This is a genomic window from Mycobacterium sp. ACS1612, from assembly GCF_001667505.1.
GTDB lineage: Bacteria > Actinomycetota > Actinomycetes > Mycobacteriales > Mycobacteriaceae > Mycobacterium.
Window position 1 is genome coordinate 204,889 of record NZ_LZHZ01000018.1, and the last position, 13,951, is coordinate 218,839.

Below are 13,951 nucleotides of genomic sequence, written 5' to 3' on the forward strand. Positions count from 1 at the left end.
GTGAGGTAATCTCGTCGCTCGGCCGTACCCATTTCGGGGCTATAGCTCAGGCGGTTAGAGCGCTTCGCTGATAACGAAGAGGTCGGAGGTTCGAGTCCTCCTAGCCCCACGGAAAGGTGCATACCTTGAGGCTGGTGTTCGTGCTCGCGGCCATCGCCGTCGCGGTGCTGGTGTGGCGGTCGCGGCACGGCGTCGAGGTGTGGCACACCGCGGCCGACGCGCCGTCCTGACCACATCAGGGGCCTTAGCTCAGTTGGTAGAGCGCTACCTTTGCAAGGTAGATGTCAGGAGTTCGATTCTCCTAGGCTCCACAAGCGAAACAGCAGGTAGACAAGGCTGTTTACGTCGCCAACCTAGGCCGGAATTCGCTCCGTGCCCACACTTTGCCCACACTCTCGTGTTAAAAGTGCGTTGATGGCGACCCCGACCGCCTCGACGTCGGACCCGTACAGGTGGCCATACCGGTCTAGCGTCAACCCCGCCGACTCGTGGCCAAGCATGTTCTGAAGAGCCTTGATGTTCGCCCCGGCCTGGATCGCCAGCGACGCCGCAGTGTGCCGTAGCTCGTGGATCTTGAAGTCGTACACCGTCGTCGGCTCACCCGTTGCGTCGGTGACAGTTCGGGGGAACAGTCTGGCCGCCACGACGGCATCGGACCACCACCGGCGCCGCACGTTGTTCCCGCGCATGTGCCCGCCCTGGGAGTCGGGGAACACCAGAGCGTCGGGCTCGCCAGGGGTAAGAAGGTCCGCGACGAAAGCGGGCAGGCTCACCGTGCGCCCCTTGGCGCTCTTGGGTGACCCAATCTCGAACACTCCGTCCACGAGAGCCACCGACCGGGTGATCCGGATCTGCCTCTTCTCTAGATCGAGATCCCGCCACCGCAGCTCCGCCACTTCACCGAACCGGAGGCCGCACGTCCCGAGCACGTACACCAGAGGGCGGTGGTCGCCAGCCGCATCGGCCAAGGTGTGCAACTGCTCCAATGTGATGAACCTTTGCTCGGCTGCCCGCACTGACGGCAACTCCACGCCGTCCACGGGATTCGTCACGAGCCTGTTCTCGGCCACGGCCATCGCGAGCACCTGGCGCAAGACACCGATCGACTTGTGCACTGTCGCCGGGGCGAGATCGACACTGAGTTCGGCGACCCACTCGCGCACCATCTGACGACTGATGTCTCCGAGCGCGACGTCCGCACGCTTAGCGATCGCGGTGTCGACGATGACTCGATAGGTGGCGCGGGTCGACGGCTTCAGCTTGTGTTTGGAGTCCAACCACTCATGCGCGAAGTCGCCCAGCTTCACCCGGCCCGCGGCCGGGGCGACATACGCGCCCTTGCGCTTGTCGACCTCGAGCTGGTTCGCCCAAGCCTCCGCCTCGCGTTTAGTCCGAAACCCACGTCTATCCGTTTGGCGCCGGTCCGGCGTCCTGTAGCGCACACGGTAACGCGTTGCGCCAGAGGAAGTTTCGTACTTCTCAATCGTCGCCAACGCCGCCAACTCCTTGCTCGCGCAGCTCCTGCAGCAGCTTCTCTGATTCGTCGTGCTCCCATTGGGGCCACGCTCGGTCGCCGAACGCCATCATTGACAGGCCCGAACCCGGTAGCGGACCGCCGGCGTTGAGCCATCGCCATAAGAGCTCCGCTGGAACGCCGCCGGAAACACCCGTCGCGACGACCACTTGGTCACGCTTCGATGCCACTGGCATGAGGAGAGTCGCGGGCGAAACACCAAGTGCGAGAGCTAAAGCCACGAGATCGTCCGGAGTGACGCGGCGCTGGCCGGCCTCGATGCGCCGCACACCGACGGCGTTGATGGACCAGTCGGCACGCTCTTGCAGCAATTCGGAGAGACGGGTGTAGCTCATGTTCTGGTCAGTCCGTAGGCGCTCGACGTTCTTAGCCACTGTTTTCGCGCTCTGTCCTGTATCGGGTTCCTTCCCTACCACGGCACCGACATTGCCATAGTTTGGCAGAAAAGTCACCATCCTTGACAGTGTCTCACTGCCCGTGGTAGCAATTGGGCACTGCCAAAGTTTGGCAGAAAACTGACAGGAGGTGTCGATGGCAGACCTGCTCGCACTGGAGGAACTGCCGCCTATCGCGACCGCGGGCCAGGTGGCACAGGTTGTGCAAACGACAGTGGACGCCCTGGCCCAGGACCGTTACCGGCGGCGGGGGATTCCGTACGTGAAGATCGGCGGCCGTGTCCGGTACCTCCGTCAGGACGTCCTCGACTATTTGGCCGCGAGCCGCTTTGGAGGGGTGGCATGACAGTCGAGTCAAAAAGAGGAAGGCCCCGGGGCCGCAATCCCCGAAGCCTTCTCGAACCCATTCATCACCAGAAAGGAAGTTCATCGATGACTTTACAACCGAGTGCTGACAAAGGCGACATCGTGTACACCGTGGAGTGCGGCGCCCTGGAGGGCCGACTCATCCGGCTCGCGACAACAGAGACCGAGCACTTGATCGTCGACTTCACGGCGGAGATCGACGGCCTACCCGACACCTGCGGCATGTCAGACGTCGCCATCTACGAGCCGGAAATGCTCGACGACCTCGCCGCAATCGTGGGCGATCTTCGGCGCGAACTACGCCGTTTGATGGACGGTGCGCAATGACGATCAGGACCGCTGATGCAGGATTGGAGCGGCGCCACAGCGCGAAGTTGCGCATGCCACCGGTCGAGCCCTGCGGTTGTATTCGAGATCCACACTTTGATCGCCACCGTTGCCACGACGTCATCAGCGACAACATGGCCGAAGCTGCAGTAGCTGCCGTCGTGCATCTCGACCGACTCGGCACGCCCGCGATCCTTGATGGCGGGACGTGCGACAGGATCCGGCGGCTGGGCTACCACCAGTTGGCCGCCAGCGTCCACAGGCGATCAGCGAAGTTGGCGGCGTGAGCGACGACAAGCCGACCGAAAAGCGTTCGGTTGCATCGCAACTCGTCGACATGGCTCGGGAAAACTACGTCCTAGGCATCAGCGACGACGGGCAGCCATTCGGTACCTACCCGGATGTCGCCCACGTCGCGATGACATTGCGGGGAGGGAAGCTCGGCCTCAGGGCCGAGCTTGCCCGAAGGTTTTTCGACAAGCACGACGCGGTCCCCGCATCGCAAGCACTCGCAGACGCATGCACAGTGCTGGAGGGGTATGCCACCCAGGAGCGTGCACGCCCACTACACCTTCGTGTAGCGGCCCGCGCTGGCGCCATCTACATCGACATGGCCGACCACGAGGACCGCGTCATCGTCATCACCGACGGCGCATGGCACATCGAACGCACAGCGCCAGTTGTGTTCCGCCGCACCGCCCTTACAGCACCGTTACCGGAACCTGCGGAGCGTAGTGACCTTAATCTGCTCTGGCGGTACGTGAATGTCGATGATCGCGACCGCCCGATACTGCTCGCGTTCCTCGTCTCGGCTCTGATTCAGCCCGATGCTCCCCACGTCATCCTGGGTCTACTGGCTGAACACGGCAGCGCCAAGAGCACCACCACCCGGCACCTCGTCTCGCTGGTGGATCCATCCATCGCACCGCTACGGATGCCGCCTCGTGACATCGACAACTGGGCCACGGCGGCGAACGGGAGCTGGGTGGTCGCCATCGACAACATGTCCGACGTCTCGCCGTGGTTCTCCGACGCTCTCTGCCGGGCGGCGACCGGCGACGCACTCCCAAAGCGTGCGCTCTACACCGACAGCGACTTGGCCGTGCTCAAATTCCGCCGCTGCGTGATCCTGAACGGGATCGACCTCGGCGGCCTCGCCGGCGACCTGTCCGACCGGCTCGCGCCGGTCGACCTCAAGCGCATCACGTCGGCCCTTCGCCGCGACGAGTCAGAGATCGCAACCGGATGGGAACGCGACCGACCCGCGGTCCTGACCGGGCTGCTCAACCTCGCTGCAGCAGTGCACCTCATGCTGCCGAACATCCAGGTGCCCGAAGGACTTCCCCGCATGGCCGACTACGCACGAGTACTGAAGTGCGTCGACACCATCCAGAAGACCAACGGCATGAGCCGCTATCTCGACCGCGCCACCCGACTCGCGGCAGACAGCGTCGCGTCGGATTCCTTCATCGCTGAATTACAACGCCAGCTTCACAGGGCCGAAGGAACTCCCGCCGCCCACGTCTTGGCTGACGTCACCTCTCGGGCAGCATCGACCGGACCTGATTGGCGCCGCCCTCGCGACTGGCCGAAGAACGCTCGTGCGACCACCACCCGGCTAACTCGGCACGCACCCGCACTTCGGTCACTCGGGTGGTCGATCGAGCATGACAACGGCCGAAACCACGACAACGTCACCAAGTGGACGATCACACCGCCAGAGGAAGACTTGCAGAGTTCCTCGCACACCTCGCCTGCCTCGCAACCGCAGGTCAACGCGCTGACCGAGTGCGAGTCAGGCGCGAGTCAGGCGAGTTACGCGAGTCAGGTGCTCCCCAGTACCTCGCAGCCGACTAGCGGCCTGACCAGCGAAGACGAGGCTGCGAGCCAAGCGAGGCAAATATCAGGCTTCCCTCTGACGGCAAGCTGTGCCGCCTGTGACCGGCCCCTCCTGCAGTCGAACACGACCGGACTGTGCCGTGAGTGCCGACTCGTCGCCCAGAGCGAGCAAACCGACGCCACCCAGGAGGTGACGGTATGAGGCCCAACTGAAGGGGGCAACAATGACTGATCAAACCCACCTGGTCGACCACGGCCGCAGCCGCAGCCTCTGCGACGGTGGTTCGCCCGACTACACCGCCGTGACGGCGGTCGCTGCCGACGGGTCGACACACCTACTCCTGGCACTCAATGCGGCCGTGGGCGACGGAGCCGTCTACTACGACGCCGCGTGTGTCGACGTCGTACACGAACAGGTCGGCGATCTGCCTCTGGAGTTCGTACGTCGGATCACGGTGAGCAGGCGCAAGTTATGACTGATTACCGCTGCGACAACTTCGTCATCGCTCAGATATGCCATTGACACGGGCTCGAGGAGTTGGAATGAACTCGCTTGATCAGACAGACCTTCGAATGGCTTGGGTCACTGCGAATTACTACCGCAGGGCGCACATTCTGGCGAAGCGGCCGGTTCCAGCGGCCGCCGATAGATTGGCCGATCACCTGCAAGCGGCTCTCACCGTGTCCGCCAACGGACAGGGATCTGTTGTCGCACAGCCAGACTGGGTGTCGACGGGTGAGGCCGCCCGCCAACTCGGTTGTAGCGAACGCACTGCCCGCCGCCTCGCGGCTCGTGTCGGTCGACGAGTCGGGCGGGAACGGATGATTCCCGTCGATGCGCTACCCGGCGAGGAGGAGACGACAGTTGACTGAACTCGACACGGCGACCAAGCAGGCAATCGCCGATATGACCGATGACGATTACCGCGCATGGAGAAAGTCAATGGAAGCAGAACTTCGCCCGCCGACGATCCGCCCAAAGACACAAGCTGGCCTCGACGAAGCACGCAGGCGCAGCTACATCGACGACAACGCCGGCACCCAGGAAGGCGGCACAGATGAGTGATCTGAAGACACGAGTGCTCGAGGAGGCGCTCCCCGAACACGCCGAGGCGCTCAGGATCGCAGAGCACGCAGAAGCACGAGCACGAGAACTTCACGGGCAGAGCGAAACTGAAGCAGCTTTTCCTGCCGATGCTGGGTCGGTCGACGACTGGGTTGCGGCCGAGGTTGCCCGCCGTCAGCGTGAAGCGGAACGTCTGTTGACGCTGGAAGTGATTTCAGGAGTTGAATCTGCGGCCCGTACCCGGGCGACTCGGCTGATTGCGTCGAATACCGAGCAGTTACTCCATACTCTGGCCACATACCTCGCCGATGTCATGGCGCCGGTGTACGCCGCCGTCGACGAGATGCCTGCAACGGTCGCCACTGCAGCCGACGCAATCGCCGCCGACTGCACGGCCCAATGGAAGACGATCACTGCCGCCGTGCCCATCCTTTCTGAGATCCGGACAGTGCAGATAGGGCTTTACACGCACAACGTCAGTGAGGATGACCGTCGCAAGTGCGGTGACATGGCCGGCTTGGATCCGCAGGCCCGTCTCTACTACTTCCGGCGCATCGCGGAGGTGGTCCACGACTGGCGCAGCGGCGAGATGCCTTGGCCTACCGACCCAACCGAGCGGCTGCTGTACGTCGTCCAGAACGACCTTGAACCATGGTGTCCGGACAAGGCGCAGATTCACGCGGCGATCGAGGACTTGAGATCAGAAGGTCGTCGCGGGGCACGGAATCTTCCGCAGAACGGTATGCGAGTGACTGCACCGCCGCCCGATAAGGCTGCGGGACCAGTCCGGTCGATGACGCAGGAACCGCTCGTGCGCCAGAAGCCACTGCGAAAGATAGCGGTGTCGTCGGTACCTTCGGCGTCGCTGCCTGACGACAACTAAAGCGTTGTGGCACAGACTGATTCGAAGACGAGGTGAGGATGCGCCCACTTGCTCAGCACGGGATCGAGGATTGGTGATGAACTCGGACCTGGCCAGCGCGAAGACCCGCAACTGCGGCCTACGCAAAACCGGCCGCCCACAACGGCGCCCCTTCGACTTCGACCGACTACAACGCGAACTCGCTACCGACAATCCCGACGCCCAGCGGCGGCAGAAGACCCATGCCTAGGGCGCCGCGCCGCTGCCCCCGCGACCATTCGACTGCCCGAACATGATTCGCGGTAGCCAAAAGTACTGCAACGACGGCACAGTCGGTTGGGGACGTAAACAGCGCACGCATCCAGCGCGATCACCGGCACCGCGCAGCGGAAAACCGTGCGGAGCAGCGTGCTCAAGCGCGACCACCATCGCTGCCAAGTCCGCTTGCCGGGATGCACTCATCGGCCTCCCAAGTCGACCATAGCGTCAGCGTCGCGGCCGTCGGCGCACCATACGACCCCAACAACGCACAAGCGATCTGCCCACACTGCAACGCGCGAAAGGCGCAACAGGAAGCGGTATCAGCACGGCGCAGACAAACGAAGCGCGACACCCAGCGACACCACGAGCGCCCGCCCGGTAACTCTGACGCGCAAACTTAGTTTCGCCTACACCGGGAACCGCGCTGCATTAGCCTTGACAGAAAATCCACGATAAACGGCGCGTGGAACACATCCAGGGGGAACCATAGTGGTGACAACCGTTGTGGCGTGGGAGACGCATGGAAACTTGCACTGGCTCAACACATTAGGACATAACTTGGGTGAGTTCCTACTATCGCCTGGGCTCGGAGGTTTGGCAGCAGTAATCGCCGCGGTCATTGCGCTTCTCGCCGTACGGCGGACCCATCGAGTCGAAGACAAGCGGGAGCGCCGCAAACAACGGCTTGACGCGGCCGTTCAGGCAGTAGAAGCCCTCGAAGAAGCCAAATTCAATGTCAGACAGCGGGAGGTCGTTGTCTACAGGAACCGCGATGGTGGCGCAGCTGACATGACCGCCACGGAGCGTTACAAGTGGGAGAACCGAGCCGCCGCAAGGCACTACAAGGTGCCAGCAGCCATCGCTCGCGTCAAGGCAGCCGGCGTCGACATCAGGTTGTTTGAATCTGGAAGACACGCAGTCAACACATACTCGAATTACTCTTGGGCCCTGGCAAAAGACAAGCAGGCGGATGACGGAACATACCCGGTTACGAAAGAGGACGTCTCGAAGGCTGATCAAGCTGCGCGAGAGGTGCTCGATCATCTCGCGAATAGGTTGCCCGAACTAGTGAAACCCGACGAAGGGTGATGCCGTGGTAGGGGTAGGAGTCCCCCTACCACCCGTCTTCTTCTGCCGCACCACCCTGTGAAAAATGATCTGTACGGGTTCCAGGAATTTTCGAGCGTAGCGGTCAGCTCCACATCGCATAGTGAGCTAACTGATCTGTATGTCCAATCGCATAGCTTGTTCTCTGATGTCTCGCGTTGATGCTTCCGAAGCGCCATAGCGTTCTAGCTTCTCGAGAACCTCGGGTAGCTCAAATGCGGTGTAGCAGGGACTTTCCGTCCCTGCCAGAATGTGGGCGACGAGCCTGGCGATCTGCTCAGGATCACGCCTCAGGATTTCTTCTGATGAAGCCTCCGCCAGGCGATGGAGGACGAGCGGTGGCGTTGCCAGTCGCGCAGCATGTCGCAGAGCGAGTTCGACCCCTTCGGTCATCGAGGTTGATAGATTAATCGGCCACTGTGCCATGGCAGATGCTTCATCGATATCCAGCGGCATCGGGACGCTATCCAATCGGTCAGTCCAGTACTGCCGCATCCAGCGTTGCCATTGCTCCTCAGCACCATCGGCTGGCAATGAACTTAGATGAAAAGCTATGCGATTTGCCCACTCTCGGCGATCTTCAGGCTTTGCACTCGTCAAGAACTGAGGGAGCCACTCGCCTGGGTGATACTCGGCGTAGATCGCGATGCCGGCCAGGAGGGAAAGCAGCCGTCTGCCGCGGTCTGATCGGAATTCCGAGAGGTGCGCTACCGTCTCGATAAGTCCGCCCAGTAGTCCAGCGGATAGTAGTCCATTGGTCCACATCCCAAACGAGAGAAAACCGTCCCACGTGCGAAATGCTCGTGCTTCGTCATCCCACTTGAGCCGTGGCAGAAGGTGCTCCTCGCACCAACTCGGATCAGCTCGATGGAAGAAGCGAAGTGAGCCGGCGAAAATAACCTCGACCATCTCCGATCGGACATCTCCGCAATTCAACATCATCTTCAGGTAGTTAGAAGTTTCGGAATCTAGTCCGCTCCAGTTGTCACCGCGTTGATTCCAGTGCTCGCTTACAGCGGCGATCCAGAATTCAGCGAGGCGGCCCGCTGGATGATTTATTGCCTGGCTGACCATGTCGGGACTGCGCTGGCCCATCCCGGCATCAGGATCTATTGCATCCCAGCATCTTTTCGCGAGAGCCATACTGCCCGGCACGGCACGCCAGTCCGTCGTCTTGTCTGGCGCAGAGGCAGGACCAGCTAGCATCTGGGTGATATACGGGACCAGACTCGGCAGGTCGAGTCGAACGATCTGATCGATAGCTCGTTCAGCCGTTTCTATGTTCAATCGAGCATTTGTCCAACCATGAATAAGCAACCTTGCCACTTCGGTGGAATCGGAGCCGAGCACGCCTAGGATCGCAAAGCCGTCCTCCGGCCGCTCTCCGACTACTTCACTCACCAGGGCACCGAAACTTTCCCATCGAATGGCGTCCGATCGGCGACTCGTCGTTGATTCGCGGTCGAACGCTTCATACTGCTGCAGAAGACCGCACACGGATCCCAGGTCATCATCGATCGCTTTTCGTAAATCCTCTACCGTCGTTGGGAGTTGAGGCGCTTCGGCATCGGCCTGCCGATCAGTCGCTGTCAGTTCAGCCAGCCCTGGATCCTGGGCGATGAGGGCCGCCAAGGCTTCTTGCGCACTCGCTAAGTCTGGCGCGGCCTGAGCAATAAGTGTCAGGGCGTTGAACGCCCACCTACGGCTGCGATCATCCGTAGAGACAGCGACGTTAACAACCAGCTCATTCGCTACCTGCACATCGGTTTGCGCGAGGACTTGTTTGATGAGCTCGAAAACCTCTGCACGCAGATCGTCATCGAATAGCCATCCAGTGTCGATCAGCCAGCGGAGCTTACCCGATGAATCGACGTCTGACCGCTTGATCCATCCGTGAAGGGCGAGTCTCTTCAACAGGAGTACATCGCTTGATGCCCATGAACTGATGTACTGGCCGGCAAGCTCCATAGCCTCAGCCTCGAGCAGGGCTTCGAGACAATCTCGGGCAGCATCGACGAGAAAGCCAAGAGGTCCTGGAAAATCGTCGGCAGGAGAGGGTGCGATTGCGGCTCGATAAAGGCTCGGCCGCCTCCTCGCTTGCGATGAATCCTCTACTAGCGCTAGTTTGCGATCCGCACTGCGGATGTGTTGATCGACTATTGCAAGAATTTCAGACGCGATCTGCGGCAGGACCGGCTGGAAAACACTACGCCAGGCTTGGCGTAGCCAGTAATCGTCCCCTCGCAGGCCGATCTCGAAAACCTCGTTGAAATACCCTGGCGAGAGACGTAATTCAGGCTCAGTCAGATGCTCAAAGAGGAACAGTGCGCTCTCTTTGTCGTCGACCGCCGACGACTTCTCCAGAGCGAAATCGACGAAGTTCGGGCGCCTGTCCTGCAAGTCCCGAGTGACCAGTGGTAGCCACGGACGTATACCGGGCGAAAGAGGCATCGACCGCGCGACCAGATGCCGCCCGATCGCAGACGCCAGTGTGGGCCCCAGGTGCCCACCCAGCTGTGTCGCAACGGCTAGGCCGACCCTTGAAAATTCCTCCGTGACATAGTTTTCAGCGAACCAAGTCGCAAGCTGCCACGCTGTGGGCTTCGATTCCGTAGCCACGGTGAAGAGAACGCGGAACTCTTCCTTCTCGGCGATCCATCTCAGCCATAGCTCGCCCTGCGCAAATTTCGTGAAGAACTTTACAGTCTGCTCGTCCGAGATGATGGACTCCAGGTACGACATATCTTCCGGAATGAGCGACGGCGCTTGCTGATCCACCAGAGCCTTGACATGCTCTTGGTGCTCGAGCATTCCTCTCGAGCTCATCGCGGCGAGCTCGGCCAATGCCTGCTCAAGGTTTTCGTGCGAGCCATCTGGGGTGATCTCGTACCCAATGGGGGTGATACCGAGCTGCCTCCAAAGCGCGGAATCAGGTTCAGGCGTCAGGATAAAACGGTCTTTTGCCCGCCCCAACCCCCGTGCCAGATACTTCATGATGACGTCACTGTGGCTGTAGCCGATGAAGAGCACAGGATGTCCCGCAAACATCCGATCAAGGAAGCGAGCGGCCCAAGCGTCGGTTAGATACGCCCGGCCGAAGTCCGCATCAGTAAGGACCAATCTGCGCGGTTCCTGACCTAGGCGGCCATGGAGATACACAAGGCCCGCGAAGTCATCACCGACTGGAAGTGCTGGGGCCTCATACACCGGGACCGTCTGATCGATCGCAGTTTCGAGATGCCGGTCAAAGTTCGTGGTCACGATTCTGACTGTCTTTGAAGCCGCTAACCTTGCGACGGCAAAATGAAGCTTGTTCGGTTTCGAGTCGGGCTTCCCAACCAGAAGCGCAGCTCGCTTATGGACGTCGACGTTGTGCGGCTTATCTGCCATCTGACCCAGCAGTTCGTCTAGCGGTCGGCCGGTGACATCACCTATGACTGCGCCCAGATTGCTTTGATCACGGATCGTTTCAACAAGAGCCTGAAATGACGGCAAGGACGATGGCGGCCCCATGGAGGCGCCAGCGCCGACGAAGAGAACGAGGGCGTCCGACGCATGCGCTTCAATCAACCCACCGGGGAACTCGACGCCGCAGATTCGCATCCTTGAGAACTCCGATCGCAGGGGGACGCAACGTTACATTTCTTGGCCATCAAGGTTGAACGATGTTTCGACCACGCTCGCGTGCGAGGTAGTCGTCATTGCTCGGCTAGCACGGTACTGCTCAGCGTCGGGCTCATCGTGAAACTCGAGTAGGTTCCCGGCGACCTCGATCAACTCAGCCTTAACGTCCGCTGGTGAGGCATAGAAGTACTCGCGCCGTAGGTTGATTTTGTTGACCCGCCTGTGAGCAAAGCGGCGGTGGAGCTCTGCTTCAACGCTGACAGCATCGTCGGAGAAGAAAAGGGCATGAACATCGAAACCGAATGGGACTGACGCGTCGCCAAGTTCACGGACTCGGTCCATTGGCTCGAGGCGCCTCGTCAGACCAATCTTTACGATACCGGGACCGAAGGAACCAATGTTGCTGATGACGTAGACGTAGCCAGCTCTGATATTCGCTGTGCGGTAGTCGTTTTCGGCGATCCGCCCGTCAATCTCCGCGATCTTGCCTTCCAGGTCTCGGCGCTCTTGGTCGCTGCCACTGCCCGACAGCGCTTCGAGGACGTTGGCGTAGTGGGCGCGTTCCTTCTCGAGGCGTTCGCGTTCGGCACGCAGCTCGCGTTCGGCTTGTTGTTCCTCGCGTAGCCGCGCCCGTTCCTCTCGAGCAGCTTCTCGTTCCTCTTGGACCTTCATTTGATAGTCAGCGGTCAGCTCAAGCTCACGTAGGCGCAGTGCGTGGTAGTCGGGATTGATGTGCATTTCCATCATCGACGCGTACCGGGCGATAGACGTTGCGGCTCCGGTGAGCCGTTTCTCGGCGGACGGAAGATTGCCGGCCTTCACGTAGCGGACACAGTTTTCGGCCTCAGCGTTGTAGGCACGCAGCATCAGCTTGGCGAGATCACTCGTCATCTTCCGGCCCTTCGCCAAGGAATTATCGAAGGTGAAGCGGGTAGACGCATCGATGGCGCGTCCTTCGGAGATGAACGATTTCACTTCGTTTTTGATGGACGCGAGCGCATCTTGGTAAGCCACGGCGTTCTCGAGGGGGTGCTTGTAGGTGTAGATGCCGATGTTATGGAGAGCGTCGGCATCACGCTTGAGCAGATCGATTTCGACGAGGGCATCTTCGTATTGCTCTTTCAGCGCCTCATTCTCACGCAGGAGGTCGGCCAGTGCCGGTACGTTCTCCGGTTGGCTCACTAGCGGACACCGCGTGCGGTACTGATTGACTTCAGTGCGAAAGCATTTTTGGATACGTTCGATCGCATATGGGCCAGAGTCTGGGCTGGGTCGACGTTGCGCAGGTCGAAGGTGGAGAACTCGTCGCGGTCGGCCGCAGCGGCGACGAGAGGATACGTCTCCCTCAATCCGGTTGCGGGGTTTTCCGTTTCGGTTTGTACCGTCAGCGAGACAGTTTGAATGCGGCCCTCGCGATCACTTTCGAATACTTCATGGAACGTGCGGACCGCTACGGCTGCCACAGCACGGTTGTAACGATCCCGCTGTTCCTTCTGGGTGCATGGTGTCTCACGTATCTCGTCGGATGCTGCAATGTACTTGTACGCCTTGACCTTCGGCATCTCTGACGGGGACGGTATGTCCACCACAATCGTGAGTTCCTTCAGTTCTGCATCGAATTCCCACTCGTAGCCGACCTCAAATGCCTTCGGATATGCCGAGTTGCTCAAGACGATTCCCATGTATTCGTCGACCGCAGCAGCGTCACCCGCGGCCAGCGCGTCCTTGAATACTTCAAGCTTGGCGTTCGCCTCAGCCGCTTTGCGCTCCCGCTCAGCGCATTCGGCCTCGTAGACCTTCAAAGCTTCAGCCAGGAGCTCAGTCCGTTTCTTCTCTGCAGCGGCATGCTCCTCGAGCAACTTCGAATATCTAGCGGGTAACACGTGCTTGACATGATGAGCCCAGCGTTCATGCTGCGCGGCCCACTCCGCGTGTGCTTTGGCGTGTGCTTCGGCATGCTTCTTTCCACCGAACATTTTTGACAGACCAGTCGGCGGCGCCGGCGCAATGAACTTCGGTTCCGGCGGCGACTGCTCTTGCGCAGGCGGGGGAAGAGGCGTCCTCAATTCCTCGCGCGGGAAGGGTGGGTGCTCCACTCGCTGTTTTAGCGAGTCAATGTCCACGTAGTCGTCGACCCCAAGCGTCGCCGCTAACAGTGTGTCGATTTGCTCAAACGCGTCAACAGCTTGTGCCGTAAGAGACTCAGCGGTCGCTCGTTGCGCTTCCTTATGAGCCTTTTCCGCCGCTACCGCCGCAGCGACCCGCTCTCGGGACGCTGCTCGCGCTGCCGCCTCGACGGCACGCTGGTATTCGCGTTGGGCGCGGTCTGCCTCCCGCACGGCACGGTTGTGCGCCTGGACCGCGGCCGCATACTGGCGTCGCTGTTGCAACTCGTGCTGCCTCTGTTGATACGCAATTTCCGCAAAGAATCCTCGTCGCCCCACGTCTGCGAATGTTACTTACGACTGCAACAAGATCGTGGAATCTTTGTCCGCTTCAACGAGGCTATCGAGCACCTTCCTTAGCTGAGAAGCCGCGCGGACCAGCGAGCCAGCAGGGCATAGCCACTG

Annotated in this window: 15 protein-coding genes, 2 tRNA genes and 1 pseudogene; 12 read left to right on the plus strand and 6 right to left on the minus strand. The window is 60.6% G+C overall.

Annotation, left to right across the window (positions count from 1 at the left end; all coding sequences use genetic code 11):
- Positions 1-35 precede the first annotated feature (35 nt).
- Together A5724_RS06700 and A5724_RS06705 are read left to right on the plus strand one after the other, a co-directional pair.
- Positions 36-109 (plus strand) — tRNA-Ile (locus A5724_RS06700).
- 129 nt (positions 110-238) lie between these two features.
- A tRNA-Ala gene (locus tag A5724_RS06705) sits at positions 239-311 on the plus strand.
- 42 nt (positions 312-353) lie between these two features.
- On the opposite strand, the gene A5724_RS06710 is transcribed toward A5724_RS06705, so the two are convergent.
- From A5724_RS06710 to A5724_RS06715, 3 genes and pseudogenes are all read right to left on the minus strand, one after another.
- A complete protein-coding gene (locus tag A5724_RS06710) occupies positions 354-1,307 on the minus strand; it encodes a site-specific integrase (protein ID WP_232004727.1) in 954 nt (317 codons plus the stop codon).
- Between the two features lie 39 nt (positions 1,308-1,346).
- Positions 1,347-1,442, minus strand: a pseudogene (locus A5724_RS35090) (Arm DNA-binding domain-containing protein); the annotation flags it as partial.
- Positions 1,443-1,479: 37 nt separating this feature from the next.
- Positions 1,480-1,989, minus strand: a complete 510-nt coding sequence (locus A5724_RS06715) for a helix-turn-helix domain-containing protein (RefSeq protein ID WP_082964898.1) — start codon at positions 1,987-1,989, stop codon at positions 1,480-1,482.
- A gap of 76 nt (positions 1,990-2,065) precedes the next feature.
- On the opposite strand from A5724_RS06715, the gene A5724_RS06720 reads away from it, so the two are divergent.
- From A5724_RS06720 to A5724_RS06755, 10 genes are all read left to right on the plus strand, one after another.
- Positions 2,066-2,275 carry a helix-turn-helix domain-containing protein gene (locus A5724_RS06720; protein WP_067798357.1) on the plus strand — a complete coding sequence of 70 codons (210 nt, stop codon included), beginning with the start codon at positions 2,066-2,068 and terminating at the stop codon, positions 2,273-2,275.
- 86 nt (positions 2,276-2,361) lie between these two features.
- On the plus strand, positions 2,362-2,622 hold the full coding sequence (locus A5724_RS06725; RefSeq protein WP_156752160.1) for a hypothetical protein: 261 nt from the start codon (positions 2,362-2,364) through the stop codon (positions 2,620-2,622).
- 134 nt (positions 2,623-2,756) lie between these two features.
- A complete protein-coding gene (locus tag A5724_RS33630; protein WP_156752161.1) occupies positions 2,757-2,909 on the plus strand; it encodes a hypothetical protein in 153 nt (50 codons plus the stop codon).
- Positions 2,906-4,663 carry a hypothetical protein gene (locus A5724_RS34155; RefSeq protein WP_067798134.1) on the plus strand — a complete coding sequence of 586 codons (1,758 nt, stop codon included), beginning with the start codon at positions 2,906-2,908 and terminating at the stop codon, positions 4,661-4,663. Before A5724_RS33630 ends, A5724_RS34155 begins: the two co-directional genes overlap by 4 nt.
- Before the next feature lie 22 nt (positions 4,664-4,685).
- Positions 4,686-4,937 (plus strand): hypothetical protein, encoded by a 252-nt coding sequence (locus A5724_RS06740; protein WP_067798137.1) that lies wholly within the window; start codon positions 4,686-4,688, stop codon positions 4,935-4,937.
- A gap of 389 nt (positions 4,938-5,326) precedes the next feature.
- Positions 5,327-5,527 (plus strand): hypothetical protein, encoded by a 201-nt coding sequence (locus A5724_RS06745; protein WP_067798139.1) that lies wholly within the window; start codon positions 5,327-5,329, stop codon positions 5,525-5,527.
- A gap of 13 nt (positions 5,528-5,540) precedes the next feature.
- Positions 5,541-6,410, plus strand: coding sequence for a hypothetical protein (locus A5724_RS06750; protein WP_156752162.1), 870 nt, complete (start codon positions 5,541-5,543; stop codon positions 6,408-6,410).
- A 76-nt stretch (positions 6,411-6,486) separates the two neighbouring features.
- Positions 6,487-6,639, plus strand: coding sequence for a hypothetical protein (locus tag A5724_RS33635; protein WP_156752163.1), 153 nt, complete (start codon positions 6,487-6,489; stop codon positions 6,637-6,639).
- A gap of 202 nt (positions 6,640-6,841) precedes the next feature.
- Entirely contained in the window at positions 6,842-7,051 is a 210-nt protein-coding gene (locus A5724_RS35095) for an HNH endonuclease (protein ID WP_082964899.1), read from the plus strand.
- A 157-nt stretch (positions 7,052-7,208) separates the two neighbouring features.
- Positions 7,209-7,739: a hypothetical protein gene (locus tag A5724_RS06755; RefSeq protein ID WP_156752164.1), complete on the plus strand. Its 531-nt coding sequence runs from the start codon at positions 7,209-7,211 to the stop codon at positions 7,737-7,739.
- Between the two features lie 126 nt (positions 7,740-7,865).
- On the opposite strand, the gene A5724_RS06760 is transcribed toward A5724_RS06755, so the two are convergent.
- From A5724_RS06760 to A5724_RS32920, 3 genes are read right to left on the minus strand one after another with little or no spacing between them, the layout of a single operon-like run.
- Positions 7,866-11,360 carry a DUF4020 domain-containing protein gene (locus A5724_RS06760; RefSeq protein ID WP_067798148.1) on the minus strand — a complete coding sequence of 1,165 codons (3,495 nt, stop codon included), beginning with the start codon at positions 11,358-11,360 and terminating at the stop codon, positions 7,866-7,868.
- A gap of 33 nt (positions 11,361-11,393) precedes the next feature.
- On the minus strand, positions 11,394-12,563 hold the full coding sequence (locus A5724_RS06765) for a DUF4041 domain-containing protein (RefSeq protein WP_067798151.1): 1,170 nt from the start codon (positions 12,561-12,563) through the stop codon (positions 11,394-11,396).
- Positions 12,563-13,825 carry a hypothetical protein gene (locus tag A5724_RS32920; RefSeq protein ID WP_156752165.1) on the minus strand — a complete coding sequence of 421 codons (1,263 nt, stop codon included), beginning with the start codon at positions 13,823-13,825 and terminating at the stop codon, positions 12,563-12,565. The genes A5724_RS06765 and A5724_RS32920 overlap by 1 nt, the downstream gene beginning before the upstream one ends.
- Positions 13,826-13,951 lie beyond the last annotated feature (126 nt).

Coding starts and splice junctions, on each gene's coding strand:
- A5724_RS06715 (WP_082964898.1), bottom strand. CDS start 1,989: ATGGTGACTTTTCTGCCAAACTATGGCAATGTCGGTGCCGTGGTAGGG.
- A5724_RS06720 (WP_067798357.1), top strand. CDS start 2,066: ATGGCAGACCTGCTCGCACTGGAGGAACTGCCGCCTATCGCGACCGCG.
- A5724_RS06725 (WP_156752160.1), top strand. CDS start 2,362: ATGACTTTACAACCGAGTGCTGACAAAGGCGACATCGTGTACACCGTG.
- A5724_RS33630 (WP_156752161.1), top strand. CDS start 2,757: ATGGCCGAAGCTGCAGTAGCTGCCGTCGTGCATCTCGACCGACTCGGC.
- A5724_RS06740 (WP_067798137.1), top strand. CDS start 4,686: ATGACTGATCAAACCCACCTGGTCGACCACGGCCGCAGCCGCAGCCTC.
- A5724_RS33635 (WP_156752163.1), top strand. CDS start 6,487: ATGAACTCGGACCTGGCCAGCGCGAAGACCCGCAACTGCGGCCTACGC.
- A5724_RS35095 (WP_082964899.1), top strand. CDS start 6,842: ATGCACTCATCGGCCTCCCAAGTCGACCATAGCGTCAGCGTCGCGGCC.
- A5724_RS06760 (WP_067798148.1), bottom strand. CDS start 11,360: ATGCGAATCTGCGGCGTCGAGTTCCCCGGTGGGTTGATTGAAGCGCAT.